Source organism: Alcanivorax sp., assembly GCF_002733835.1.
Taxonomy (GTDB): Bacteria; Pseudomonadota; Gammaproteobacteria; order Pseudomonadales; family Alcanivoracaceae; genus Alcanivorax.
In genome coordinates, this window is sequence record NZ_NVWY01000031.1 from 25,779 (window position 1) to 51,541 (window position 25,763).

Sequence of the window (25,763 nt, forward strand, 5' to 3'; positions counted from 1 at the left end):
GAGTGTAATAGTTGCATGAGTGTGGCATCAAAGCTCAGCAGATAACGTGAAGACAGAAAATAACCGGGCGGGAGAAGACAATGTTGAGCAGGTTGCAGTGCTCCTTGGGATTAATGGTTGCGGTGTTTCTGGCAGGGTGTGGAGAGTCTGGCAGTGCGATAACCGTCAGCGGTTCCAGCACTATTGCGCCGCTAATGGCGGAGCTGGCGGAACGCTACGAAACAGAAACAGGAATACAGGTGGACGTGCAAAGTGGCGGCTCAGGGCGAGCCATTGCAGATGTCCGCCAGGGGTTGGCTGATCTGGGCATGGTCAGTCGTGCGCTGAAAGAGGATGAGCAGGACCTGGAGGGGTACCTCATTGGGCGTGATGGTATTGCCATCATCGTTAACAGTGCAAACCCGGTGCGGGCGCTCAGTGATGACCAGATTCGAGCCATTTACACTGGAAAAACTCAGCGCTGGGAAAGCGGACCGGGCGAGGGAAGAGACATTACCGTTGTTCACAAGGCGCAAGGGCGATCGACTCAGGAGCTTTTCCTGGCCTACTTTCAGCTGGAAAACAGCCAGGTCCAACCAGACCAGGTGATTGGGGAAAATCAGCAGGGCATAAAGGCGGTGGCGGGGGATCCTTTCGCCATTGGTTATGTGTCCATTGGTACCGCGATTTATGAAGCCGAAAATGGCACCCCTATTCGGCTGTTGCCTCTGGAGGGCGCGCCCGCGTCGTTGGCCGTGCTGGCGCAGGGCAATTATCCGTTGGCTCGTGAGTTGAACCTGGTGACCCACGGAGCGGTGTCGCAGCCGGTGGCTGACTTTCTGGCATTTGTAACCCGTACAGACATGGCGGATGTCTACCATGATTACTACTTCCTCCCTGCCGTTGAGTGATCGCCTGCTGGCACTGGTGCTGCGCCTGTGCGGGGGGCTGGCGGCACTGGTGCTTGGCGGTATCGTGACGGTGTTGTTGGTGCGGGCGCTTCCGTTTCTGGTCAGCGAAGGCGCGGGTATCTGGAAAAGCACCTGGCAGCCGGGGCAGGGCGAATACGGCATGGCGCCGATGATCGCCGGATCGCTGTTTGTCAGTGTGCTGGCATTGTTGCTGGCCGCCCCGGTGGCGATCTTGCTGGCAGCCTGGCTGCGCTATTTCGCGCCACGGCTACGCCGCCCGGTGTTGGCTGGTGTGGAGCTAATGGCGGGCATTCCGTCTGTGGTTTATGGGTTGTGGGGCATGCTGGTGCTGGTGCCCTGGATCAATCAATGGGTGCCGCCCGGCGCCTCCTGGCTGGCCGGTTCGCTGGTGCTGGCGCTGATGATTGTGCCGTTGGCGCTGCTGGTGACGGACGCGGCGTTGGGGCAGTTGCCGCTGCGTTATCAGCGCGCCGGTGAGGCGCTGGCTCTGTCCCGGGTGGGCATGTTGCGGCGGGTGCTGTTGCCCCGGGCTGCGCCTGCGATTGTGGGTGGGGTGGTACTGCAGTTCGGGCGTGCATTGGGAGAGACCATGGCGGTGCTGATGGTGTGCGGCAACGTGGTGCAATGGCCGGATTCAGTGTTCGCCCCGGTGCGCACGCTGACCGCGAATATCGCTCTGGAGATGGCCTACGCCACCGGTGACCACCGCGTGGCGCTGTTTGCCAGTGGCTTGCTGCTAATTGCCGTGACCGGGGTGTTGTTGATGGCCAGTTGGCGGTTGCGAGGAATGTCCCATGGCTGATCGTGTAGCCTGGCTGGCCGGGCTGGTTTTGCTTGCATTGGTGATGGTGCCAGTGGTGTTGATGGTGACGGCACTCTGGCAGCAAAGTGCCGATGTGCTGAGTGCGGGATTTCTGTTGGAGGACCCTGGGCGGGCCGGTCGCAGTGGTGGCATTGCCGCGTTGCTGATCAGCACCGCCTGGATTCTGGGGCTTTGCCTGATGGTGGCGGTGCCGTTGGGGCTTGGCTGCGCGCTATATTTGAGCGAATCGTTGCCGGCTGATAGCCGCCGCGCCCAGTGGTTGGGTGGGGTGCTGGACATGCTGGCGGCGGTGCCGTCGATTGTCTATGGGCTGTTCGGCTACCAGTTTTTTGCCATTACGCTGGGGCTGGGTTTTTCCATTCTCAGTGGCGCGTTGGCTCTGTCGCTGATGGTCTTGCCGTTGATGATCCGCAGTGCCGAGCAGGCCATGCGTGCGGTGCCAATGGGCTATCGCCAGGCCCGGGATGCGCTGGCGCTGAGTCGCTGGGGCTGGGTGCGGCGGATTCTGCTGCCCTGCGCCGCCCCGGGTATTGCGGTGGGCATTATTCTCAGTGCCGGGCGGGCGCTGGCGGAAACGGCGGTGCTGCTGTTTACCGCCGGCTACGTGTTGCGCCGCCCCGATTCCCTTTTCGATTCCGGGCGTACCTTGAGTGTGCATATTTACGATCTGGCCATGAATGTGCCCGGCGGCATGCCGCGGGCTGCGGCCACGGCGGTAGTGCTGGTGGGCTTGCTGGTGATACTGAATCTGCTGGTGCGCCGTGTGTTGCGCCAGCCCATGACAGAGGCTTTGGTATGAGTGAGCGGCTATGAGTGAGCAACAAACGCACCGGGCGCCGTCATTGGTGCTGGAATCTGTGTCCGTCAGCTATGGAGAGCAAGTGGCGATCAGCGATGCGTCCTTGCAGGTGCAGCCGGGTGAGCTGATGGCGCTGGTGGGCCCCAGTGGCTGCGGCAAGAGTAGCCTGCTGGCGACCATTAACCGCATGAGTGACGGGGTCAGCGGTTGCCGGGTGGGCGGAAAAATATGGCTTGATGATGAGGATATCCGCCAGCGGGGGGATCTGGTGGCGTTGCGCAGGCAGGTGGGCATGGTGTTTCAGCAGCCCAATCCCTTTCCGCTATCGATTATCGACAATCTGCTTTTCCCTCTGGCGGAGCACCGGGTTCCTCGCAGCCAGCGGCGTGCCCGTGCCGAACAGGCGCTGCGCGATGTGGGCCTGTGGGAGGAGGTAAAAGGGCGGCTTTCCCAGCCAGCGCTGGGGTTGTCGGGTGGGCAGCAACAGCGGTTATGCATTGCCCGGACCCTGGTGCTTGAGCCACAGGTGTTGTTGCTGGATGAGCCCTGCTCTGCACTCGACCCGGTTTCCTCAAGGGTGGTTGAAGCACTGATTCGCTCTCTGAAGAGGCGCTATACCATTTTGATGGTGACCCACAATCTGGCCCAGGCGCGGCGCCTGGCGGACAGTGTGACGGTTTGCTGGCTGGAGGGGCAGTGTGGCTGTGTGGTGGAGTCTAACGGCTGCGAACAGGTGTTTGAGAACCCCGCCCACCCGATCACTGCCGCTTATTGTGCGGGGGAGGCTGGTTAGCGATCCTGAGAGCTGTCGAGGCGCTCCAGAACTTCCCGGGTGCGAGCGTCATCGAGAGCATCCGGATTGCGGGGGAGGCTGTTCAGCAGGACGCGCAACTGACGTACGTAGCGGCGACAGTGGTGGCATATCAGTAGATGCAGACGCAGTGCGAAGCGCTCCCGTTTGCTTAGCGGGGCGCCATCCACCAGGGCGTCGGCTTTTTCGACGACGTGTTTGCACTTCAACATTCGCCTGTCTCCTGAAAATGATCCACCAGCTCAAACAACCGCGCGCGGGCACGGTGCAGCAGCACACGTACATTGGATGCACTAACGTCGAGCATGTTACAGATATCGTCGAAGTCCATCCCTTGCAGGTCCCGCAGTTCCAGTACCAGGCGCTGATTGTCCGGCATCTTTCCCAGGGTTTTTTCCATGCAGTGGCGCAGCTCGTCGCGGGTCAGCAGAGCGTCTGGGCCGCTCAGATCCCAGTGTTGTGGCGGATGGTCCCAGTGCCCGCCGTCACGAAAGCGGTGCGCCAGTGGGTCCTGTTCATCGCTGGGGTCAAACTGAATCTCGCGGCCGCCCTTGCGCAACATCATCCGTGCCTGGTTGATGACGATGCGGGTAAGCCAGGTGCGCAGCAGGCTGCGGCCTTCGAACTTGGCAATGGCGCGGTGGGCAGCGATCCAGCCATCTTGCACCGCTTCTTCCGCATCCGCGGGCGACAGCATGGTGCGAGCGGTGGCCAGCAGCATGTTGTGATGGGCTTTGACCAGTAGCCCAAAGGCAGCTCGGTCTCCCTGGCGCAGGCGGTCAACAAACTCCGGGCTTTCCAGGGTCGGGTCCAAGGTGTCAGCTCTCCGGGGTCAGCAGGGTGGCGGGGTCATCTTCGCCGTCGTCGCCCTGATGCAGCATGACAATGCGGCGTAGATGCTGCATGTCATCCACGGATGGGCGATCAAACATGATGCCAATATCATGGCCCTCCTGGCGCTTTACTTTTGCCGGGAGGGTGAGCGTGATATCAGAGTCTTCCAGAGTAATGGTCAGGGTGACCGGGGCCGCATCGGGCAGCGCGAGCGGCGTGCTGCTGTTGAGCCGTGCGCCCATGATGGAAATGTCGTCCAGTGACACGGGGTAGCTGTCCTGCTGGAAAGCCAGGGTGGCCTCCCCGTCGAAGTCCACCCGATTGGCTCGCCGTCTTTCGTTCATGCTGTCGTCCCTGTTACGTCCCCGGCCGACACGTTGTTGCTGTGTCGGCATTATCCTGTACGAATCAGACTTCGATTCGTTTGTACTTCATGCGCTTGGGTTGCAGGGCCGCATCGCCCAGCTGCTTGCGTTTGTATTCTTCGTACTCGGTGTAAGAGCCTTCGAACCATTCCACCTGGGCATCCCCTTCGAAGGAGAGGATGTGGGTGGCGACGCGGTCCAGGAACCAGCGATCGTGCGAGATCACGATGGCGCAGCCGGGGAATGCCAGCAGGGCTTCTTCCAGTGCCCGCAGGGTTTCCACGTCCAGGTCGTTGGTGGGCTCATCGAGCAGCAGCACGTTGGCGCCCTGCTTGAGCAGCTTGGCCAGGTGCAGACGGTTGCGTTCACCGCCGGACAGATCGCCGACCCGCTTCTGCTGGTCGCCACCCTTGAAGTTAAACCGGCCCAGATAGGCGCGGCTGGGGACTTCATAGTTGCCGATGCGCAGGATGTCGTTGCCGTCGGAGACTTCTTCCCAGACCGTCTTGTTGCTGTCCAGGTCTTCACGGCTTTGGTCCACATAGGCCATCTGTACGGTATCGCCGGTGACGATCTCGCCGCTGTCCGGGGTTTCCTGGCCGGCCAGCATGCGGAACAGGGTCGTTTTACCGGCACCGTTGGGGCCGATGATGCCGACAATAGCGCCACGGGGAATCTGGAAATCCAGATCTTCGTAGAGCAGCTTGTGGTCGAATTGCTTGGCCACATTCTTGATTTCAAACACCTGCTCGCCCAGGCGTTCACCCGGCGGGATGTACAATTCCTGGGTTTCGTTGCGCTTCTGGAATTCCTGGCTGGCCAGCTCTTCGAACGCAGACACACGGGCCTTGTTCTTGGCGCGGCGGCCTTTCGGGTTCTGGCGCACCCATTCCAGTTCTTTTTCCACCGTTTTGCGGTGGGCCGACTCGCTCTTCGCTTCCTGTTCCAGACGCTGTTCTTTCTGTTCCAGCCAAGAGGAATAGTTGCCCTGCCAGGGAATGCCTTCGCCGCGATCCAGCTCCAGAATCCACTCACAGGAATTATCCAGGAAGTAGCGATCGTGGGTCACCGCCACCACGGTGCCGGGGAATTCGTGCAGGAAGCGCTCCAGCCAGGCCACGGACTCCGCGTCCAGGTGGTTGGTGGGCTCATCCAGCAGCAGCATGTCCGGGGCGCTCATCACCAGCCGGCACAGGGCAACACGGCGGCGCTCACCCCCGGACAGGGTTTTCACGCTGGCGTCCCAGGGCGGCAGACGCAGCGCGTCGGCGGCGATTTCCAGTTTGCGCTCAAGGTTGTGCGCATCGCTGGCTTCGATGATGTCTTCCAGCTTGGCCTGTTCGGCGGCCAGCTTGTCGAAATCCGCGTCTTCCGCCGCATAGGCTTCGTAGACTTCTTCCAGGCGCTGCTGGGCGTTACGGATATCCGCCACGGCTTCTTCGACGATCTCGCGGACATTCTTTTCCGGGTCCAGCTCCGGCTCCTGGGGCAGGTAGCCGATATTGGTGCCCGGCTGCGGCCGTGCTTCACCCAAGAAGTCCTTGTCCACGCCGGCCATGATGCGCAGCAGCGTGGATTTACCGGAGCCGTTCAGGCCCAGCACGCCGATCTTGGCGCCGGGAAAGAACGACAGGGAGATGTTCTTCAGGATGTGTTTCTTGGGTGGGACAACCTTGCCCACCTTGTCCATGGTAAAGATGTACTGGCTCATAAACTCCGACCGCAGTGTCATTAAGTGTGCGGAGCCCGCTGGACCCCGTCGGAATGGCGCCTAAGCTAACGGAAAGCGGGGGATTATGAAAGTGGGGCCGGGAGCGTGGCTCATCTGTTCTTCGTAGTTCAAAAAACGTCCGCCCTTGTAGGAGATTGACTACAGATTATGTAAGTGTTCGCCCTTTTGCCTCATTTGGGGGATGTGTGACTGGGGTCACAACTACTATTGTTGGCTCTTTAAAAATGGGGTTGTCGGCAAGAAGCCGGCAATATCGAGAAGGAGATTGGCATGTTCAAAAAAACAGCACTGAGTCTGGCCGTGTTGGCCTTGGCCGCCTGTGGTGGCGGAGGCGGCAGCAGTAGTGGCGGCGGCGGCGGAGGCAGCACCTCCGCGTCTACGGAAGGCACCGCTTCCAAGGGGATCATCAGCGGAGCGCTGGTCGAGGCCCATAAGGCCAATGGTGACCTTATCGGCACTGCCACGACTGCTGAAGATGGCAGCTACAGTATTGATCTGGGTAATTACAATGGTGCGGTCCAGCTGATACTGAAGCAGCCGGAGGGGGGCGGTGCCCTGGTGACCTGTGATGTGGCTTCCTGTGGCCCCGCTGGCCCTGGTGACATTAGCGGTGATGACGACAACGTTGATTTTGGCGAGCAGTACGCCCTGGATTACGAACTGCGTTCCGTTGTGCATGTGGACAGCTCAGCCTCTACCGTCAGTGCTCATATCACTCCTTTAACCACGCTGGTGGCCGATAAGGCGGGCGTGGGTGCCGATCAGGCGGCGGTTGCCGCAGCCAACAGTTTTGTGAAGAACATGCTGGGCCTGGATGCCAACCCCAGCGAAGTGAAGCCGGTGGATCTGACCAACGCCACTGAAGGCTCTGATCAGGAGCTGCGCTTTGCCTTGCTGAATGCGGCCATTGAAGAGCAGGCGCAAAACAGTGTCTCAGATGTGACCACGGTGCTGGGTGACCTTTCCGCTAATTTTGCGGCCAATCAGGTGGATAAAGGGGCGCTGGATGGTCTGGTAGGTAGTATTGCCAAGGTCGAAACAGCGGTGTCGAACGGTAATGGCGCTCTTGATGTGGCCAGCGCGGCCAGCGGGGCAGAGAACAATGCCCAGAGCGCGATTGATGAGGCCTGTGCAACGGGTGGGGGTGAGGAAGCGTCCGAGTCCTGCTCTCCAAAAGTGGAGCTGGACGGCGAGCTGGGTGACAACCTGGAAAAGGCCAAGGCTTTGGTTGCTACCGCGCGCAAGGTGTCCATCGAGGCGCTCGAAAGCGTTGATGCCGAGCTGAACGAAGAGAGTGAGGGGTATAACCCGGACAATCTGATCGTCAAAATCTCCAATGTGGCCGATGACGTGGATACCGATACCCGAAAGGTCGTTCAGGCCTTTGGTGAAGTGGCTGGTGTGCTGGTGGATCAGATCGTACGGGGAGTCATTGAAGAAGAGTCGCTGACCACTGATTTGGTTGATGCTGCAAGTCTTTATTATGAGGCGTCTTATGATAATGACTGCGAATTCTACCCACTAGAAATGCAGGCCCAGTGCAACACTGACTATGAGGAAGACAAGGCAGAATTCGTTTCTCACTTTGTCGGTGGAACGGTATCCAGAACGGATAATGACTGGTCAGTAAGCTCCGCTACCTTCGACCTGGATGGCGATGATGGCACCGTTGGTGACCAGGTTTCAGTGAATCTGGGGGTGACGTTGCCGACTGTCGCAGGTGATGGTGAAACTGGCATCGGTCTCAATGCGGGTGTAAATACACTATCCATTGATGGTTTGGCCGCGATTCCTGATGTCGCCAGCTTTACGGTGAACGAAGGCTCCAGCCTGGTTGTCGAGCTGAACAATACTTTTATCGCCGATGACGAAAGTGAGCCGGAAGATGCCATCAAGCGGGTGGCACTGGATGTGAGCGCGGAGCTGACCAACAACGAATTGACCTTCAACGGTGGGGTGGAAGTCGTTGTTCGTGAGTCCAGCAAACAGAAGTCGCTGAACACTCCCATGCCTGAAATCCTGCTGCCGATGCCTGAGAAACTCGCTCTAAATGGCAAGTTTGAAGAGGCAGCCACTGGCAATAGCCTTGATGCCAATGTGTTGCTGACCGTTTCCAACGCTAGCCAGTTCGGTTTCTACCAGGAAGGCCTGGAGCGTGATCTGGTCAGCTATAGCTATGACGAGGAAAATAACGCTTTGTCGGTAACCATCGGCTCTGGTGAGAATCAGGCTGAGGTGGCGTTCTCTCTGGAAGAAACGGTCAATGGCGAGGGAGAATCGTGGGAGTGGTCCGAATTCACTATTACTTCAGAATGTATTTCCACCTCCGGTGATGCTTCTTGCCCAGCGAATAACGAGTATTGGGTAGGCGGGTATAACGTGGTCGCAGAGGGTGTCGACAGTGAGGAGGCTTGTGCCGATCCTGAGCAAGCGGGTTCGATGTATACCTGGTGGCATGATGATAGTCAGTGCATTGCCTGGATTGATTCTCAGCATGAAGATTTCGATAGCAATATTCGCAACTTCTTCACCGCTGATGCAGATTGGTATCTGGATGGTATGCGTGCCTATGTGACAGGTGAAGGCTGGTATCAGGTGGGCCCGGATGATTTCTATGATGATTATGCAGGAACGTCCCTGTTCCCCGCTGATGGAGATACCGCAGTCGCGCATCTGGATGAGTCAGATATGGACTTTGATGCAGAAGGTCGTTATCTGACCGGCACACTCCGCGTAGAGACGGCTGGAAAACTGTCAGCCAACCTGCCGGAAATGGATGTCAAGTTGGTGGCCACTCGCACAGGCTATGAGCTGGGTGAGGCAACGCTTGATCTGGCCTGGGATGGTGATTCACTCAAGGTTGTCTATCCATATTCCGGTGAAGGTAGTCGCACCGTTACCCTGGAAGATGGTGAAGGTACTGTTATGACCGTAGAGTTTGATGACAGTGCCGAAACGGCAACCGGTGAAATTCGTAAGGACGGCACCGTATATGGAACCTTCCGCGATGAAAACGGGCAGTACATCATTACTTGGATTGATAACACTATCGAATCCCTGTATTAAAAATAAACCGAAGGGTTAAAGGGGGCCGCCGCAGGGCGGCCCTTTTTCGTTATGCGAAATATTATTTATCTTACATTGCTGGCAACGATGGGGGCGGAAGCGGTGGGGCTTGATGTCGCCGTTACCAGCCGTTCCGTTAGTGAACCCATGGCTATCGAGGGATTTACGAATGAATGGGATGGTGACCTGCACAAGGGAGATATTGCCTGGACCCGGAATCGACTGGATATCGGGGTGCGACAGGGGGCATGGCGAATTGGTTATACACAACGGTATGACTATACCCTGAAATTCAACAATGAAACGGCGGACCTGTATTACCGGTCGGAGAACGATTTGCCGGAGCCAGCAGGAGACGTACCGGTTCGTCTGGATGCCTGGCATATGCGTGCGCAGGGAGTGAAGCTCTCCTGGCAGTGGACTTCCGGCGGCTTTTTTGTCGAACCAGCTGTTTCTTTGCTGTCGGGGTGGCAGTTTCAGGATGGCAGCCTGAATGGTTTTTTGCGTAACGAAAATGGCGACCTTTCCGGCCAGGCAGAGCTGGATTACCGCTACTCGCAAGATCTGCTGCTGGACCACCAGTTTGACAGGCCGTCTGGCAGAGGGGTGGCTGTTGACCTTTTGTTGGGCTGGGAGGGAGAGGAAAGAGGTGCCAATCTGGAAATACAGGATCTCTATGGTCGCATGTGGTGGCGTGATGCGCCGTACACTCGTGGAACCTTTAATACGGTCAGCCGTAACAATCCGGGAGTGGTGCGACTGGACCCTGCGTTCAGTGGTGTGCGTGATATAGAGGATTACCAGCAGAGGTTGTCGACCTACATGCTGGGAAATTATTGGCAAGACCAGGGTGACTGGCGGTGGTCTGTGGATGCCGAGTATTTCCTGGATCGTTTGTGGGTGCGCCCTGGGGTGAGCCTGACTCAGGTTCCGGGTAACCCCTATCTGGGGCATGAATTACGTGATCGACAGTGGTTGCTGGGGGTCGCTGATGATGATCAGCGCTGGCATGCGCAGCTTGGCTCGGATGACTGGGATCTGGCGGAGGCGAGGAGTCTGACTGTGCAGCTGGGCTATCGTTACGTTTGGTAGTAATGGTGCGCAAAATGTTGATTTTGCAAGCGCGCTCCGACACAGGTGGAGTAGCAGGGTAGAGGTCAACCTAAGGAGCCTCTGAATAACTCCTTGCGTGCTCAGCGAGACCTGAAGCGTGCAGCTGTTGTGTCTTGTCTCGACGGACAGGGTGGTTCCCTTTCCTAGAGGCAAGGCACAGCAGATGGGCGCTTCAGGCCGCGCCCTCCGGGTCTTCCAGGCTGGCCCGCACTCGTCGTTACAATTTCTCGATGGATGGACATACACCTTCAAAATTGTGCCTAGATTACGAACCAGCCTGAAAGACTGAGCATGCAAGGAGTTATTCAGAGCCCCCTAAGCCTATCTTCGCCGAGATAACCATGGTTGATTAAACTTGAGTCCAAGTCGGGTGATGCTCTCATGTCTGGCCGCAGCAGCCCCAAGAGCGGGAAGAGCCTCCGCTCTTGGGAGTGTTTCGCCTGGCATGATTTCGTTCTCAGTAGGTGCGCGGCTCAAGCGCTGCACCTACGAAAAACCAAATGTATAACCGGGTTAATAATCAAAGGCGCTGGCGGAAAAGTGGAGCTCCAGATCGAAATCTTTACTTAGCCCGAGAGCGTCAACCGTGCCACTCAGGCTGGCAGTAATCTCGGTGCCTTCATCGCCCAGCCGTGTCCCGGTCAATTCCTTGATATTCAAGGAGTTGACTTGAGCGCTCTCTGCATCGACCAGCTCAAGAATTTTGTCTTTCAGTTGTTGAATAGTGATCGCCTCATTCATGGTGTAGGGCTCATTGCCGAATAGAGCTTCGCCATCGACCGTGCCGCTATAGGTGAGTGACCATTGGACAGGGTAGCCAGCGTGCAGGCTTCCCAGGCTGTCCTCGACATTACTGAGCGCTCCAATTGTAATAGTGTCGTTTTCGGATAGCTCGTCCAGACCTGCTTGAATCGCTTCTGGCAGGATAGCGGTGTTGAAGAAGTTGAATCCCCCCATAGTGCCAGCGATTTTCGTTAGTTGATCCGCAAAGTCCTGGTTGCAGTAATCGTTTTGAGGGTTCTGCTCCCAGTTATCCCAGTTGTCGAACAAATCCGGGGAAATGCCGGAGGTTTGCTCCATGGTGTAATGGGTCAGGGCATTGGCATTGACCCGGTTGCCGGATGCGTACACGGTGTTGCACAGTACGCTGTAGTACTCGGCATTTTCTTCTCCGTTCAGAGTGGCCCGCACCAGAACGGGGGCCTGCAGGCCGAAGAATGGGTGGTGGGCATCCTCATCATCTTCGTCGAACTCATCACTCCAGATGAAATGGCCGTTGTTATCTGTTGTCAGGCGCTTGCGATCACCGTGAGCATCCTTGATGTCTACGGTTGCCCCCAAGGCGGGATTGCCATAGGCATCTGTTACGCTGCCCTGTAGCAATACGGCTGCTGTGGTGTTGTCTTCGTCATCGTCATCGGTGACATCTGTGAGCTTGCAACCGCTTAGCGCCAGTCCGCTGAGAGCAACGACCATCGCCAGTGTCCATTTCTGTGTTGATTTCATCTTGTTTCCCCCAGTTTAAATCTTGAAACCCAGTTGTAATGCCGCGCCCAAGGTGTCGCCTTCGCCGACGGCGGCACTCAGGTCGATATTGAATCGGTCAAAGGGCGTGATGCCGATGCCCGCTGTCACCAGGTTGGAGACATTGCTCTGAATATCCGTGCGATAACCGGCGCGTAAATGAATATGGCGGCCAGCAGAAAATTCAGCGCCAGCTCGCAGGTACTGGGTATCTTCCAATAACTCGAAACCATTGCGTTTGGTCAGGTCGATATTGGCTTCCAGCTTCATCCAGTTATTGTATTGAAAGCCGAATGCGGTGGTGATGACAGGCGCCATTTTGTACTCAGTGTCATTGGGCCCGGAAAAAGTCTTTGGGATAAGGTTCTCAATGGTTGCCGCAACAATGTACTGCTTCTTGTCGCCCAGGCGAGCAAGGGCCCCGAGATCCAGATTGAGATTGGTGTGTGATTCGAGGTTGTCAGAATCGGTCATGTCATCGGCCTCGAAGGCCGAGGGGGTGGCTGAATAGTGGATCAGTTCGATCGTCTGGACTTTTACTGTAGCGCCGGTTTCCAGGGTGGTGCCACGAATATCGAAATTATGCCCGCCCATCAGGCCGTATTCGTGTACCCATACCAGGGAAGAGTCCGCCGTGGATTGCAGGTCATCTTCATCCGCTGCGCCATCAGCAATGTCTTCCAATACCTGGCGGTCACTATCTATATAGGTTGTGCTGACGCCTGCGGACGCTTTTGCGCGGCTCACGAAGGCGGCGGGCATAAAGCGATTGGGTACGCCCACCATAACGGCGCCGCCGGCATCCAGCTGGAGTTGCTTGTCACTGAGTGACTGGAGTGTGCCTTCCGCCTCATCAATGGCGTCATCTCTCTCCGGCCCTGCTGGTGGAGGGTTGTCCTCCAAGTCTTCAATCTGGTCACTGAAGTCGTCCAGCTCATCAACCATGCCATCCTGATCGTAGGCGATGGCGCCCACATTCAGGGCGAAGCTGAATGCATCTTTATCGTCGTAGGTATTGATCAGGGCCGGGTTGTAAAGCGCCTGATTGTACTCCCCCATGGTCATCCCCGCGCCTCCACGTGCCATGGCACGGGCATCATGGATCTCGGCGTTAGCCAGACATGGCAGCAGGGTGGCGGCTGAAACCGCAGCCGCAAGCGTGCGTAGCTTCATTATTTTTCCCCAGTTTTATTAATAATGAAAAATGGCAAACCGGGAGGGATCTTATTGGAAAAAAAACTTCACAACATCCCCCATTTGGGTGATGTTGATCATGCCGCCTCTCAGTGCCGGCTTTCTTGCGGCTCAGGCCGAAAGTGTGGATCAGCCGTTCCACGGCGGCGTTGAAGGGAGGGGGGGCTCCGGGATTTTGCTCCGGTTCTGTCGGACCAAGCCCTGAGTGAGACGCTTTGTGGCAAGGCATGCCGACCACGGTAAGCGGGTGGCTTTGGTCCGGGTGTTGCAGGCTGACTGCCTGATTCTGCAGCTTCTGGTCGTCTTCCGGGTAGTAGGCCCTGAAGCTCTGCTTGGTCTGTACCAGAGTGGAGTGAGAGGCTCCAGCAGATGGGGGGCACAGATCGTTGGGTTTGACGATGAGGCGGTAGTTAAGAGTGGGTGGCGAATCTGGCTTCGTCGTGCCGGGAGACAAGGCCAACTTTACTAATGGGGCCGCGACTCTGAAGCTGGTAGACGGGGTCGTATTTGGCCATGCCCAGCCGGTAGGACGGTTCAGCGACTTTGGGCAGACCATCATGTGCCGCGTATTCTGGTGATAGTCTTCCACATGGATGCTGCTGGATTGGGCGCTCAGCCGTCGGCACAGCTCGGTAATGTCCAGGCCTCAGTGTTCGGGACGGCGTGGGGCTTCATAAATATCCCCGATGCACTGAAGAATATTGTCTGTAGCGCTACCCTGAACGGCGCATCCAGAGATGCCCGATTTCACCTGGAGTCGTTTTTTCCCGCAAATTCTTATTGCAATCCCCTGTCGGGATTTTTGTGTAGGCAGCCTTGCCGACCTCTGATAAATAAGGGTGCCCCATGTCTCTTGGGGGTAGGGGCGTCTCAAGTCCGGTGTAGGGTCATTGAGAAATGAAAAGCCTTCATGTGCCAACCCGCCGGGTTTTGGGTAGAATATGCGCCCCAATCCACTCTTAGCACGTTGACAGGTAGCCCATGTTCCCGAAATCCATGTCCATCGCCGAGTTTGACCCGGAAATCAAAGCGGCCATCGAGGCCGAAGAGCGTCGTCAGGAAGAGCATATCGAGCTGATTGCGTCTGAAAACTATGCTTCGCCGAGGGTCATGGAAGCCCAGGGCTCCGTACTGACCAACAAGTACGCCGAAGGCTACCCGGGCAAGCGTTACTACGGCGGTTGCGAGAACGTGGATGTGGTTGAGCAGCTGGCGATTGATCGCGCCTGTGAGCTGTTCGGCGCCGACTGGGCCAACGTGCAGCCGCATTCCGGTTCCCAGGCCAATGGCGCGGTTTACATGGCCATGCTGAAAGCGGGCGACACCGTGCTGGGCATGAGCCTGGACGCGGGTGGTCACCTGACCCACGGCGCCAAGCCGAACTTCTCCGGCAAGACCTACAATGCCATCCAGTACGGCCTGGACAACGAGACCGGCCTGATCGATTACGAGCAGGTGGCCTCCCTGGCCCGCGAGCACAAGCCGAAAATGATCGTGGCGGGCTTCTCTGCCTACTCCCAGGTGGTGGACTGGCAGCGTTTCCGTGACATCGCCGACGAAGTGGGCGCGATCCTGCTGGTGGACATGGCCCACGTGGCCGGTCTGGTTGCCGCAGGCGTCTACCCCAGCCCGGTGGGTATTGCCGACATCACCACCACTACCACCCACAAAACTCTGGGTGGTCCCCGTGGCGGCCTGATCATGGGCAAGGCCAACGAAGAGATTCAGAAGAAGATCAACTCTGCCGTGTTCCCCGGTGGCCAGGGTGGCCCACTGGAGCACGTGATTGCCGCCAAGGCGATCTGCTTCAAGGAAGCCATGCAGGGGGATTTCAAGGGTTACCAGCAGCAGGTAGTGAAGAACGCCCAGGCCATGGCCGGCGTATTCATCGAGCGGGGTTTCGACGTGGTATCCAACGGCACCGAAAACCACCTGTTCCTGCTCAGCCTGATCAAGCAGGACATCACCGGTAAAGATGCCGACGCCGCCCTGGGCCGCGCCAACATCACCGTGAACAAGAACGCCGTGCCCAACGACCCGCGTTCCCCGTTCGTCACCTCTGGCCTGCGCATCGGCTCCCCGTCCATCACCCGTCGTGGTTTTGACGAAGCGGATGCCAAGGCATTGGCTGGCTGGATTTGCGACATCCTCGACAATATGGGCGATGAGTCTGTGATTGAGAGTGTGAAAGGCAAGGTGAAGGAAATCTGTGCGCGGTTGCCGGTTTATGAGCGGTAGAAGATGAGTTGACAGTTGACAGTGGATAGTTGACAGCGAAAAGCAAACAATACGTAGAGTCACGGATGACGAGAAAGTATGCAGCGCGGGAGAAATCCCGCGCTTTTGCTTTGCGGATGATAAAGGTTTATCAGTATCTGCAAGAGCAGAAGCGAGAATACATATTAAGTAAGCAATTGCTGCGCAGCGGAACAGCAATTGGAGCCTTGGTCAGGGAAGCAGAGCAGGCCGAGAGTCGTGCAGACTTCGTGCATAAATTGTCTATCGCTCTGAAAGAGGCTAATGAAACGGAATATTGGCTGGAGTTGTTGATGGAGTCCGGCTATTTGGAGCCTTCGTCTGGTCAGCCGGTTATGGCTGACGCCAAAGAGTTATTGAAGATATTGACGGCAATTATCAAAACCACCAAAACTCGCAGATAATCGGGTTTCAAGGTTTTAGCTGTCAATTGTCAACTATCAACTGTCAACTGGGGTTCCCATGTACTGCCCGTTTTGCTCCGCCCAGGACACCAAGGTGATCGACTCCCGTCTGGTTGCGGATGGGGTGCAGATCCGTCGTCGCCGTGAGTGCTTGAGCTGTACCGAGCGCTTTACCACCTTTGAAACAGCAGAGCTGGTGATGCCGCGCCTGGTGAAAACCGATGGCACCCGCCAGCCGTTCGATGAGGCCAAGCTGCGTGCGGGCATGCTGCGGGCGCTGGAGAAACGGCCGGTGAGCATGGAAGACCTGGAAGCCGCAATCAGCCGGATTTGTCACCGTCTGCGTGCCACCGGCGAACGGGAGCTGCCGGCCCGGGAGTTGGGCGAGTTTGTCATGGAAGAGCTGCAACAGTTGGACGATGTGGCCTATGTGCGTTTTGCGTCGGTGTACCGCAGCTTCCAGGACATTTCCGAGTTTTCCGCTGAAGTGGACCGCCTGAAAAAAGCCGGTGGTAAGTTGGGAGACACGTTGGACGAGCCGAAAGAGTCGTGAGCTTTTCTGCTGCCGACCATCAGTCTATGAGCCGGGCGCTGCAACTGGCGCGCCAAGGCCTCTACACCACGGACCCTAACCCACGAGTGGGGTGTGTGCTGGTGCGTGATGGCGCCGTGGTCGGTGAGGGCTTTCATGCCCGGGCCGGCGAGCCCCATGCCGAGCGTCATGCGCTGGCGGCGGCTGGCGATCGGGCTCAGGGAGCCACGGCCTATGTCACTCTGGAACCTTGCTCCCATACCGGGCGTACCGGCCCCTGCGCGGATGCGCTGGTGGACGCCGGGGTGGCGAGGGTTGTTGCGGCCATGGAGGACCCCAATCCCCAGGTGGCGGGGCAGGGGCTGCAACGGCTGGCGGATGCCGGCATTGCGGTGGCGTCGGGATTGCTGGAAACGCAGGCCCGGGAATTGAATCCGGGGTTCATTGCCCGGATGACCCGGCAGCGACCTTATATTCGCATCAAGATTGCCGCCAGTGTGGATGGCCGCACGGCCATGGCTAGTGGGGAGTCCCAGTGGATCACCGGCCCGGCGGCGCGGGAAGATGTGCAGCGCCTGCGGGCCCGCAGTTCAGCGGTGGTCACCGGTGTGGGGACGGTGCTGGCGGATCGGCCTTCCTATACGGTACGCCCGGCGCAATGGACCCTGGCGGACTATCACGGCAAGCCGGGAGACCATAATCAGACGGGCCGTGACTGGGTGCGCCAGCCGTTGCGAGTGATTCTGGACAGAACCCTGCGCACGCCGCCGGATGTGCCGGTGGTCAGTGCGCCGGGGCATTGCCTGCTGGTGGCTGGGGAACAGCACCCGGGGCGCCAGAATGCGCTGGAATCCGCCGGAGCTGAGGTCATGCACTTGCCGGCCTCTGGCTCCGGGATCGACCTGCAGCAGTTGCTAATCGAATTGAACCGGCGCGAATGTAATGAAGTGCTGGTAGAATGTGGCGCCACGCTGGCCGGTGCGTTTGTTCGTGAGGGCCTGTTCGACGAAATTCTCGTCTATATGGCACCGGCCCTGTTGGGCTCGTCAGCCCGGCCGTTACTGGGGCTGCCGCAGTTGGCCAGCATGAGCGAGAAGGTGGCGTTGCGTTGGCAGGATGTGCGCCAGATTGGCGATGATCTGCGTTTGACGCTGGTTCCGGCGTAATGAGTTTAAAGTTCAAAGTTGAAAGTTAAAACGCAGATGAGGGCGGTGCGAGGTTGAGTGGTTGGCGTCGCGATTACCGGTGAACGCGGGCGCGGAACGGACAACAGGCAAGGCTCTGCCCGCGCTTTTCAACTTTGAACTTTAAACTTTCGACTCAATACCGACGTGTCTGGTCTGCGAGCCTGACGCAGGAGAGTTTACATGTTTACCGGCATTATCGAATCCATGGGCAAGGTGGCCGCCATGACCCCGAAAGGCGGCGATGTGACCTTGCTGATCAAGAGCGAAGGGCTGGACTTTTCCGATGTGCAGCTGGGCGACTCCATCGCAGTGAACGGCGTATGCCTTACCGCCACCGCGTTGCCTGGTGGTGCCTTTGAGGCGGATGTATCCGGGGAAACGCTGTCGCTGACCTCGCTGGCGCAAATCAGCGTGGGCAGCACGGTGAACCTGGAAAAAGCCCTGACTCCGTCCTCCCGACTGGGTGGCCACCTGGTCAGCGGTCATGTGGATGGCCTGGGCAAGATTGTCGAGATGAAGCAGGATGCCCGTTCGGTGCGTATCGATATCGAGGCACCGGCGGAGTTGGCCAAGTACATTGCCCACAAGGGTTCAATCACCGTCGATGGCATCAGCCTGACGGTGAACAGTGTGGCCGGAGCGGTGTTTTCCCTGAACATTATTCCGCACACCCAGGAGGTCACCACCATCGGCCAATGGCAGGTGGGGACGCCAGTGAACCTGGAAGTTGATATCATAGCCCGCTATCTGGAACGTCTGCTCCTGGGAGAGAAGGCCGCCGAGCCCACTTCCGAGGGGATTTCCATGGCGTTCCTGGCGGAAAACGGGTTTATCAAAGGCGTCTGACGTCAGACGTCGGACGTCAGACGCAAGGCCGGCTGGCAGAAAGTCTGCGGCGGCGGTGCGTTATTGACCGCAGATGAATTGAAGGCAGCAATTGTATGCAACTCAACAGTATTGAAGAACTGATCGAAGATATCCGTCAGGGAAAGATGGTTATTCTGATGGACGATGAGGACAGGGAGAACGAAGGCGACCTGGTGATGGCGGCGGAGCATGTGACTGCTGAAGCCATCAACTTCATGGCCAAGTACGGCCGTGGCCTGATCTGCATGCCCATGTCCCGCGAGCGCTGTGAGTTGCTGGATCTGCCGTTGATGGTGCAGAGCAATGGCAGTGGTTTTGGCACCAAGTTCACGGTGTCTATTGAAGCCCGCGAAGGGGTGACCACCGGGATCTCTGCCGCCGACCGTGCCCGCACCGTGCAGGCGGCCGTAGCCCGCAATGCCCGCGCCTATGACATTGTTCAGCCGGGTCACATCTTCCCGCTGATGGCGGAGCCGGGTGGCGTGCTGCGCCGTGCCGGTCACACCGAAGCGTCCTGCGATCTGGCGGCGCTGGCCGGTTGTGAGCCGTCCGGGGTGATCTGCGAAGTGATGAATGAAGATGGCTCCATGGCGCGCCGGGAAGACCTGGAAGTGTTTGCTGCAGAGCACGACTTGAAGATCGGCACCATCGCCGACCTGATCCAGTATCGCGCCCTGAACGAACAGACCATCGAGCAGGTGTCTGACCACGAGCTGGATACCTGGTACGGCGATTTTCGCCTGGTGGCGTTCCGAGACACCGTGGACGGCTTGACCCACGTGGCGCTGGTGAAAGGCGAGATCAGTGAAGACGAAGAGGTCACGGTACGGGTGCATCAGGTGGACCCGCTGCGTGATCTGATGAGCGCCAAGATGAATGGCCGCACCGGCTGGAACATGCACCGGGTGCTGGAAACGGTTTCCCAGTCGGATGCCGGGGTGGTGATTATTCTGGGCCAGGATTACGCCTCCAACGATATCGTCGAGCGCCTGGATGCTTTCTTCGGCGGCACCGCTGGCAAGCCCAAGGGCGAGTCCCGTGCGTACCGCAACATCGGCACCGGTTCCCAGATTCTGAAGGCACTGGGCGTGCGCAAAATGCGCCTGCTCAGCTCCCCGATGAAATTCAACGCGTTGAGTGGTTTCGACCTGGAAATCACCGAGTACGTGGACGCGGATAGTTGAATGAGACGCCCGATGCCTGACGCCTCAGGCCTGATGCTTGCGATTTTAGCGTTGGGCATTGGGCTTTCGGCGTCAAGCAGCTAATCGAAACCACTGGACGCTCCTGCCTTGCCAGGTGCGACCAATGATCAGGACAAGACACATGCAAAACATCAAGACTCTCGAAGGTACTCTGAGCAACGTGGGTGGCCGTTACGGTATCGTGGTGGCGCGCTTTAACAGCTTTGTGGTGGAAGCCCTGCTGGACGGTGCCGTGGATGCGCTGGTGCGTCACGGGGTGAGCCGTGACGATATCGAAATCATCCGTGTACCCGGTGCCTGGGAAATGCCGGTGGCGGTGAAAAAGGTCATCGAGAAGCGTAGCTATGACGCGGTGATTGCGCTGGGCGCGGTGATCCGTGGTGGCACTGCCCACTTTGAGTTCGTGGCCGGCGAAGCCGCCAAGGGCATTGCCTCGGTTCAGAACAGCACCGGTACCCCGGTGGCGTTCGGCGTGCTGACCGTGGACACCATTGAGCAGGCCATCGAACGCTCCGGCACCAAGGCCGGTAACAAGGGGGCGGAAGCCGCCCTGTGCGCACTGGAAATGGTGTCGCTGTTTAAAGCCCTGTAATTCCAGGGGCGCGGCGCTGGGCGCAGGCGCCCGGCATCGTTTTCCGTTATCTGAGGTCGCATGAACAATCCATCTACACCCAGTGCCCGTCGCAAGGCGCGTCGTTTCACCCTTCAGGCGCTGTACCAGTGGCAGCTGGCCGGTGCTGCCGTGAGCGACATTGAAGCCCAGTTTCTGGCGAATCAGGATTTTGCCAAGGTGGACCGTGAATACTTTCATGATCTGCTGCACGGGGTGCTGGGCCAGGTGAAAGCGCTGGACGAGCAGCTCACGCCCTATCTGGATCGGCGTGTGGAAGAGCTGTCCCAGGTGGAAAAAGCGATTCTGCGACTCGGCGCCTTCGAGTTGAAGGAACGCCAGGATGTGCCTTACCGGGTGGTGATCAACGAAGGCATTGAACTGGCCAAGGTGTTTGGCGCAGAAGATTCCTTCAAGTACGTGAATGGGGTGCTCGACAAGCTGGCGCGCCAGTTGCGTTATGCGGAAGCGTCGGAACGCCGCCCCCGTGACTGATACCCGCTGCTAGCGTTGGCCTGCCCGTGCGTTCTGCGGGCAAGCCGCGTTATGCTTCTGCCATGACTGATCCTGCCGACTTCTCTCAATCGCCGCCGCAACCGTCAGTGTCTGGCTCCCTGGACGAATTCTCCCTGATCCGGCGTTATTTTCACCATCGTCAGGGGGGCTCCGTGGTGTTGGGCCCCGGTGACGATGGCGCCTTGTTGACCCCTCCCGCCGACCAGCAACTGGTAATGACTCAGGATACCAGTCTGGTCGACCGTCACTTTCCCGCTGATATGGCCCCGGCCGATGTGGGCTATCGCTGCCTGGCGGTGAATATTTCGGATCTGGCGGCCATGGGGGCGACACCGCTCTGGTTTTTGCTCTCCCTGACACTCCCGGAGGTGGAGGCAGACTGGTTGGCAGGCTTTTCCCGGGGGCTGTTTGAGCTGGCCGACCAGGCTGGGATTAGCCTGGTTGGAGGGGATATCACCCGTGGTCCCCTGTCGGTCTCGATCCAGGCTACCGGGGCCGTGCCTCCGGGGCTGGCGTTGCGTCGTGATGGTGCCCGTGCGGGGGATCAGATCTGTGTAGGCGGCGTGACGGGGGCCGGCTTGCTTGGGCTGGAGCAGTGGCAGGCCGGGCAGCGTCACGGCCCTGCCGTGGGCCATTTCCGTCGGCCCCGTCCGCAGTGGGAGCTGGGTATGGCGCTACGTGGTCAGGCCAGTGCCTGCATCGATATTTCTGACGGTGTGCTGGCGGATCTGAACCATATCCTGCAGGCGTCGGGTGAGCTGGGTGCCTGCCTGGACGAGGCGGCGCTGCCGGATGATCCATCTGTGCTGGCCGGGTGTAGCGTCGATAAGCAGAGAGCCTTGCAGCTGCAGGGCGGTGATGACTATCTGCTATTGTTTACCTTGCCGCCATCAAAACCGGTTCCGCAGGGCAGTTATTGCCTGGGTCGAATCGAGGCGCAACCCGGTATGCGTTTACGCCAGCGCGATGGGGCGGTGCGTACTCTGACCGTTACTGGCTGGCAGCATTTTTGACAAGAGACGCCTGCAAGCAAGACGCAACATGGCTGCACGCTAAACCCTACAAAATCCAAAGAGATTGCCGAGACCGAGCCCGCGAGGAATAACATGGAATTTCAACGCCCCAGTATGCGTAACCCGGTGCACTTCCTGGCCTTCGGCTTCGGGTCCGGGCTGGCGCCTATTGCGCCGGGTACCTTTGGTACGGTGGCGGCCATGCCGATCTGGTGGTTGTGTGCCCAGCTGCCCCTGTGGGGGTATCTGGCGGTGACTGCAGCGGTGATCGCCGTGGGGCCCTACCTGTGCGGGAAGACCTCCGATGATATGCATGTGCATGATCACCCGGGCATTGTCTGGGATGAAATCGCGGGCCTGCTGATCACCATGATTGCCGTGCCGATCACACCCTGGGGGGCGCTGGCCGGGTTTGTGGCGTTCCGGGTGTTCGACATTATCAAGCCCTGGCCTATTGGCTGGCTGGACCGGCGGGTGGCCGGAGGCCTGGGAATCATGGTCGATGACTTGCTGGCAGGGGTTTATGCCGCGGTCGTGGTGCAATTACTGATCTGGCAATTTCCTGCCATATTTACCTGATATCGTTTTGTCACTACCGCTGGAGCCAAAGGAATGGCGCTCCTGAAGGTTAACTTTTAACCTGCAGGAAGATTCATTCGCAAAGGACTTGCAATGTCAGACACGGACCCGCGCTCACGACGGGTGGTGGTGCCAGGAGTGCGCTGGTTGCGCTTCCCCCGGCGCCTGGAAGGGGAGTACCGGGACTATCAGTGCCAGGAGGCGGTGGAAAGCTTCCGGGTCAATGCCTTCTATATCCTGTTGCTCTACATGCTGCTGATCACCGGCATTTATGCGTTGGCGCCGGAGCAGATTCGTGGCTGGTGGTTGTCCACCTATATCTGGGTGGGGATCATTGTGCTGGTGGCGGGCCTGCTCGCACAGGTGCGCGCGCTGGATCGTTTTTTCCCTCTCTATGCCGGTGTCGGCAGCTTTCTTGCCGTGGCGCTGTCCGTGGCTATTCCCGGCTTCATGCGCGACAGCGGCGCCATTCAGTTGGCTCATGTGTCTGTTATTTATGCCCTGGTGATCATCTATGCCATGGTCGGGCTGCGCTTTACCGTGGCCGTGCTGGCGGGCTGGGGCGGTGGCCTGGTGGGGGCACTGATTGCTGAAAAGCTGGGCCAGGGGCTGGACTGGCAGGTGCTCCACCGTACCTATACCGGGATCAGTTTGCTGGGGATGTTCCTGTGCTATTCCTCGGAAGTGCGTGATCGGCTGCTTTTTTTCAACCAGCGCCAGCTACAACGCCAGCAACGTCGTACCCAGGCATTGGCAGAACGTCTGCATCGGCTTAGCCGGGAAGACAGCCTCACGGGGCTGGCCAATCGGCGCTTTTTCGATGAAGCCTTCGACCGGGAGTGGCGGCGTTGCAAACGCAGTGGACAGCCGCTGACCGTAATGTTGGTGGATGTGGACCGCTTCAAGGCCTACAACGACCACTACGGCCATCTGCAAGGAGATCTTTGCCTACAGAAGCTGTCAGCGGAATTCCATCGCTACAGCCGTCGCGGGGGGGATCTGGTGGCTCGCTTTGGTGGGGAGGAGTTCGTGCTGTTGTACCCGGAAACCGATGAAGTGGAGGCGCAGCAGCTGGCGTCTCGGCTATGTCGTTCCGTGCGCTCACTGGCCATCCCCCATGCGGATAATCCGCAAATGAACGAAGTGACGGTCAGTGTTGGCGTGGCCACGATGATTCCCGGCGACCGGCACAGTGCTGGAGACTTGCTGGAGGCTGCGGACCGGGCCCTCTATCTGGCCAAACAAGGCGGACGGGATGACTGGCGAATTTACCAGGCGCCGCCTGCGGTGCGCTTGGTCAAGGAGCGCAAGAACGACGAAGGGGAGCGATGATCGCTCCCCTTTCTGTTGTTGCTTTCCCGTGACTTTGCCGGGGCGGAGCTAGCGCTCCCGGGCTTCGCGAAGGGTCTGTTGGCGGTTCAGGCGTTTGCGGATCTGTTGCTCAATGCCCTCTGCATCCAGGCCCGCTTCGGCCAGTAACACATCCCGCTTGCCGTGATGAATGAAGTGATCCGGCAGGGCCAGGTTCAGTACATCCAGCACTACGCCTTCCTCGTGCAGCAGTTCATTCACGGCCGAGCCTGCGCCCCCCATCTGCTGATGGTCTTCTGCGGTGACCAGCAAGGTGTGCTGCGCGGCGGCGTGGAGGATGGCATCCCGGTCCAGGGGTTTCACCCAGCGCATGTCCAGCACGGTGGCATTGAGCGCGTCGGCGGCTTCAAGCGCGGCCGGCACCAGTGCCCCAAAGGCCAGTATGGCCACGTGCTGGCCTTCGCGCAGGGTGCGCGCCTGGCCGATGGGCAGGGCGGTCATGGTTTCTTCGATGGTGGCGCCGGTGCCGGTGCCGCGCGGATAGCGTACCGCTGCCGGCCCTTCGTGCAGATAGGCTGAATAGAGCAGCTGGCGGCATTCGTTCTCGTCGGAAGGGGCCGCGATAATCATGTTCGGCACGGTGCGCAGGTAGGCCAGATCAAACACGCCGCCATGGGTGGCGCCGTCCTCGCCCACCAGGCCGGCCCGGTCCAGACCGAAGGTTACATCCAGTTCCTGCAGGGCCACATCGTGGATCAGCTGATCATAGCCGCGCTGCAGGAAAGTGGAATAAATGGCTACCACCGGTTTCTGGTTTTCACAGGCCAGCCCGCCGGCCAGAGTGACCGCGTGTTGCTCACAGATGGCCACATCGTGGTAACGCTCCGGGAAGCGGCGGCTGAATTCCACCATGCCGGAGCCTTCACACATGGCGGGGGTGATGCCCACCAGGCGCGGATCCTGCGCGGCCATATCGCACAGCCACTGGCCGAAGATATCCTGGTACTTGGGCAGTTTCGGCTTTTGCGGGACGGCCACCTGAACCTTGGGTTTGGGTTCGATCTTGTTGATGGCGTGGTAGCCCACCGGGTCGACTTCTGCGGGCGCAAAGCCTTTGCCCTTGGTGGTATAGATGTGCAGCAGCTGCGGCCCTTCCAGGTCGCGCAGGTTGCCCAGGGTGCGTACCAGCTCATCCACATTGTGGCCGTCGATGGGGCCGATGTAGTTGAAGCCGATGGCCTCGAACAGCATGTCGGGGCTGACCATGTTCTTCATGCTTTCTTCAGTGCGGCGGATGAAATCCCAGGCCGCCGGCATGGTGGAAAGCACTTTCTTGCCACCTTCACGCAGGGCGATATAGCTCTTGCTGGCCCAGATGCGCGCAAAATAATTGGATAGCCCGCCCACATTATGGGAAATCGACATGTTGTTGTCGTTGAGGATGACCAGCAGATTGGAGCGTGTATGTGCCGCGTGGCTCATGGCTTCAAACGCCTGACCGGCGGTCATGGCGCCGTCACCGATGATGGCCACGGCACGGCGGTCACTGCCGGCCATTTCCGCGCCCAGTGCCATGCCCAGTGCGGCGCTGATGGAAGTGGACGAGTGGCCCACGCCGAAGGTGTCGTATTCGGATTCGCTGCGCTTGGGAAAGCCGGACAGGCCGCCGGCCTGGCGGATGCTGGTCAGTGATTCGCGGCGCCCGGTGAGGATCTTGTGGGGGTAACACTGGTGGCCCACATCCCAGACCAGTTTGTCATCAGGAGTGTGATACAGGTAATGCAGGGCAACGGTCAGTTCGACCACGCCGAGGCCAGCACCGAAATGCCCGCCACACTGACCTACCGCATAGAGCAGATATTCGCGTAATTCATCGACCACGCGCTCCAGTTGGGATGCCGGCAGCTGCCGCAGGTCTGCAGGGCTGTTGAGGGTATCCAGCAACGGGGTGTCAGGTCGCGCCAGCGGAATTTGAGTAAACGTCTTGGGCATAGGGTCATGCAGCCTGATGAGTGCAAGGCAGAATAATGGCCTGTGGTCCGGGCGAAACGCTGTGTGAAGCAGGCGCTTTCCGCGTGGACCACTGGCACTAGTATAACTGTCCGGGGGGG

Annotated in this window: 24 protein-coding genes; 17 read left to right on the forward strand and 7 right to left on the reverse strand. The window is 58.8% G+C overall.

Annotated elements, in window-relative coordinates:
* Positions 1 to 80 precede the first annotated feature (80 nt).
* From COA55_RS11745 to COA55_RS11760, 4 genes are read left to right on the forward strand one after another with little or no spacing between them, the layout of a single operon-like run.
* A complete protein-coding gene (locus COA55_RS11745) occupies positions 81 to 890 on the forward strand; it encodes a phosphate ABC transporter substrate-binding protein (protein ID WP_290502332.1) in 810 nt (269 codons plus the stop codon).
* Complete coding sequence (gene pstC, locus COA55_RS11750; protein WP_290502333.1) at positions 859 to 1,713, forward strand: phosphate ABC transporter permease subunit PstC; 855 nt, start codon at positions 859 to 861, stop codon at positions 1,711 to 1,713. Before COA55_RS11745 ends, pstC begins: the two co-directional genes overlap by 32 nt.
* Positions 1,706 to 2,533, forward strand: coding sequence for a phosphate ABC transporter permease PstA (gene pstA, locus COA55_RS11755; RefSeq protein WP_290502334.1), 828 nt, complete (start codon positions 1,706 to 1,708; stop codon positions 2,531 to 2,533). The genes pstC and pstA overlap by 8 nt, the downstream gene beginning before the upstream one ends.
* 10 nt (positions 2,534 to 2,543) lie before the next feature.
* Entirely contained in the window at positions 2,544 to 3,326 is a 783-nt protein-coding gene (locus COA55_RS11760) for a phosphate ABC transporter ATP-binding protein (protein WP_290502335.1), read from the forward strand.
* Here COA55_RS11760 and COA55_RS11765 read toward each other — a convergent pair.
* From COA55_RS11765 to ettA, 4 genes are all read right to left on the reverse strand, one after another.
* The gene (locus COA55_RS11765; protein ID WP_290502336.1) at positions 3,323 to 3,556 is read right to left on the reverse strand and encodes a zf-HC2 domain-containing protein; all 234 of its coding nucleotides are present in this window, start codon (positions 3,554 to 3,556) and stop codon (positions 3,323 to 3,325) included. The genes COA55_RS11760 and COA55_RS11765 overlap by 4 nt on opposite strands.
* Positions 3,550 to 4,158 (reverse strand): sigma-70 family RNA polymerase sigma factor, encoded by a 609-nt coding sequence (locus COA55_RS11770; RefSeq protein WP_290502337.1) that lies wholly within the window; start codon positions 4,156 to 4,158, stop codon positions 3,550 to 3,552. The genes COA55_RS11765 and COA55_RS11770 overlap by 7 nt, the downstream gene beginning before the upstream one ends.
* 4 nt (positions 4,159 to 4,162) lie before the next feature.
* Entirely contained in the window at positions 4,163 to 4,522 is a 360-nt protein-coding gene (locus COA55_RS11775) for a PilZ domain-containing protein (protein WP_290502338.1), read from the reverse strand.
* A 64-nt stretch (positions 4,523 to 4,586) separates the two neighbouring features.
* A complete protein-coding gene (gene ettA, locus COA55_RS11780; RefSeq protein WP_063538940.1) occupies positions 4,587 to 6,254 on the reverse strand; it encodes an energy-dependent translational throttle protein EttA in 1,668 nt (555 codons plus the stop codon).
* A 291-nt stretch (positions 6,255 to 6,545) separates the two neighbouring features.
* Between ettA and COA55_RS11785 the strand changes: the two genes are divergently transcribed.
* Both COA55_RS11785 and COA55_RS11790 read left to right on the forward strand, forming a co-directional pair.
* Positions 6,546 to 9,341, forward strand: a complete 2,796-nt coding sequence (locus tag COA55_RS11785) for a hypothetical protein (RefSeq protein ID WP_290502339.1) — start codon at positions 6,546 to 6,548, stop codon at positions 9,339 to 9,341.
* Between the two features lie 51 nt (positions 9,342 to 9,392).
* Positions 9,393 to 10,433 carry a hypothetical protein gene (locus COA55_RS11790; protein ID WP_290502340.1) on the forward strand — a complete coding sequence of 347 codons (1,041 nt, stop codon included), beginning with the start codon at positions 9,393 to 9,395 and terminating at the stop codon, positions 10,431 to 10,433.
* A 534-nt stretch (positions 10,434 to 10,967) separates the two neighbouring features.
* Here the strand turns inward: COA55_RS11790 and COA55_RS11795 are convergent.
* Both COA55_RS11795 and traF read right to left on the reverse strand, forming a co-directional pair.
* Positions 10,968 to 11,960: a carboxypeptidase-like regulatory domain-containing protein gene (locus COA55_RS11795; protein WP_290502341.1), complete on the reverse strand. Its 993-nt coding sequence runs from the start codon at positions 11,958 to 11,960 to the stop codon at positions 10,968 to 10,970.
* 15 nt (positions 11,961 to 11,975) lie between these two features.
* Positions 11,976 to 13,151 carry a conjugal transfer protein TraF gene (gene traF, locus COA55_RS11800; protein WP_290502342.1) on the reverse strand — a complete coding sequence of 392 codons (1,176 nt, stop codon included), beginning with the start codon at positions 13,149 to 13,151 and terminating at the stop codon, positions 11,976 to 11,978.
* A 1,002-nt stretch (positions 13,152 to 14,153) separates the two neighbouring features.
* Between traF and glyA the strand changes: the two genes are divergently transcribed.
* The 11 genes from glyA (at position 14,154) to COA55_RS11855 (ending at position 23,673) form a co-directional block, all read left to right on the forward strand.
* The gene (gene glyA / locus COA55_RS11805; RefSeq protein WP_290502343.1) at positions 14,154 to 15,410 is read left to right on the forward strand and encodes a serine hydroxymethyltransferase; all 1,257 of its coding nucleotides are present in this window, start codon (positions 14,154 to 14,156) and stop codon (positions 15,408 to 15,410) included.
* Positions 15,411 to 15,475: 65 nt separating this feature from the next.
* Positions 15,476 to 15,832, forward strand: a complete 357-nt coding sequence (locus COA55_RS11810) for a four helix bundle protein (RefSeq protein ID WP_290502344.1) — start codon at positions 15,476 to 15,478, stop codon at positions 15,830 to 15,832.
* A gap of 58 nt (positions 15,833 to 15,890) precedes the next feature.
* Positions 15,891 to 16,385: a transcriptional regulator NrdR gene (nrdR, locus tag COA55_RS11815; RefSeq protein WP_290502345.1), complete on the forward strand. Its 495-nt coding sequence runs from the start codon at positions 15,891 to 15,893 to the stop codon at positions 16,383 to 16,385.
* Positions 16,382 to 17,530: a bifunctional diaminohydroxyphosphoribosylaminopyrimidine deaminase/5-amino-6-(5-phosphoribosylamino)uracil reductase RibD gene (gene ribD, locus COA55_RS11820; protein WP_290502346.1), complete on the forward strand. Its 1,149-nt coding sequence runs from the start codon at positions 16,382 to 16,384 to the stop codon at positions 17,528 to 17,530. The genes nrdR and ribD overlap by 4 nt, the downstream gene beginning before the upstream one ends.
* A gap of 201 nt (positions 17,531 to 17,731) precedes the next feature.
* Positions 17,732 to 18,397 (forward strand): riboflavin synthase, encoded by a 666-nt coding sequence (locus tag COA55_RS11825; RefSeq protein ID WP_063538942.1) that lies wholly within the window; start codon positions 17,732 to 17,734, stop codon positions 18,395 to 18,397.
* Positions 18,398 to 18,492: 95 nt separating this feature from the next.
* Entirely contained in the window at positions 18,493 to 19,602 is a 1,110-nt protein-coding gene (ribBA, locus tag COA55_RS11830) for a bifunctional 3,4-dihydroxy-2-butanone-4-phosphate synthase/GTP cyclohydrolase II (RefSeq protein ID WP_155132302.1), read from the forward strand.
* A 142-nt stretch (positions 19,603 to 19,744) separates the two neighbouring features.
* A complete protein-coding gene (gene ribE / locus COA55_RS11835) occupies positions 19,745 to 20,215 on the forward strand; it encodes a 6,7-dimethyl-8-ribityllumazine synthase (protein ID WP_007150362.1) in 471 nt (156 codons plus the stop codon).
* A gap of 60 nt (positions 20,216 to 20,275) precedes the next feature.
* A complete protein-coding gene (gene nusB, locus COA55_RS11840; protein WP_063520721.1) occupies positions 20,276 to 20,728 on the forward strand; it encodes a transcription antitermination factor NusB in 453 nt (150 codons plus the stop codon).
* A 62-nt stretch (positions 20,729 to 20,790) separates the two neighbouring features.
* Positions 20,791 to 21,762 (forward strand): thiamine-phosphate kinase, encoded by a 972-nt coding sequence (gene thiL / locus COA55_RS11845; RefSeq protein ID WP_290502347.1) that lies wholly within the window; start codon positions 20,791 to 20,793, stop codon positions 21,760 to 21,762.
* Between the two features lie 93 nt (positions 21,763 to 21,855).
* Positions 21,856 to 22,341, forward strand: a complete 486-nt coding sequence (locus COA55_RS11850) for a phosphatidylglycerophosphatase A (RefSeq protein ID WP_063520926.1) — start codon at positions 21,856 to 21,858, stop codon at positions 22,339 to 22,341.
* A gap of 93 nt (positions 22,342 to 22,434) precedes the next feature.
* A complete protein-coding gene (locus tag COA55_RS11855) occupies positions 22,435 to 23,673 on the forward strand; it encodes a diguanylate cyclase (protein WP_290502348.1) in 1,239 nt (412 codons plus the stop codon).
* Positions 23,674 to 23,721: 48 nt separating this feature from the next.
* Here the strand turns inward: COA55_RS11855 and dxs are convergent, their stop codons facing one another.
* Positions 23,722 to 25,644, reverse strand: coding sequence for a 1-deoxy-D-xylulose-5-phosphate synthase (gene dxs / locus COA55_RS11860; protein ID WP_290502349.1), 1,923 nt, complete (start codon positions 25,642 to 25,644; stop codon positions 23,722 to 23,724).
* Positions 25,645 to 25,763: the final 119 nt, after the last annotated feature.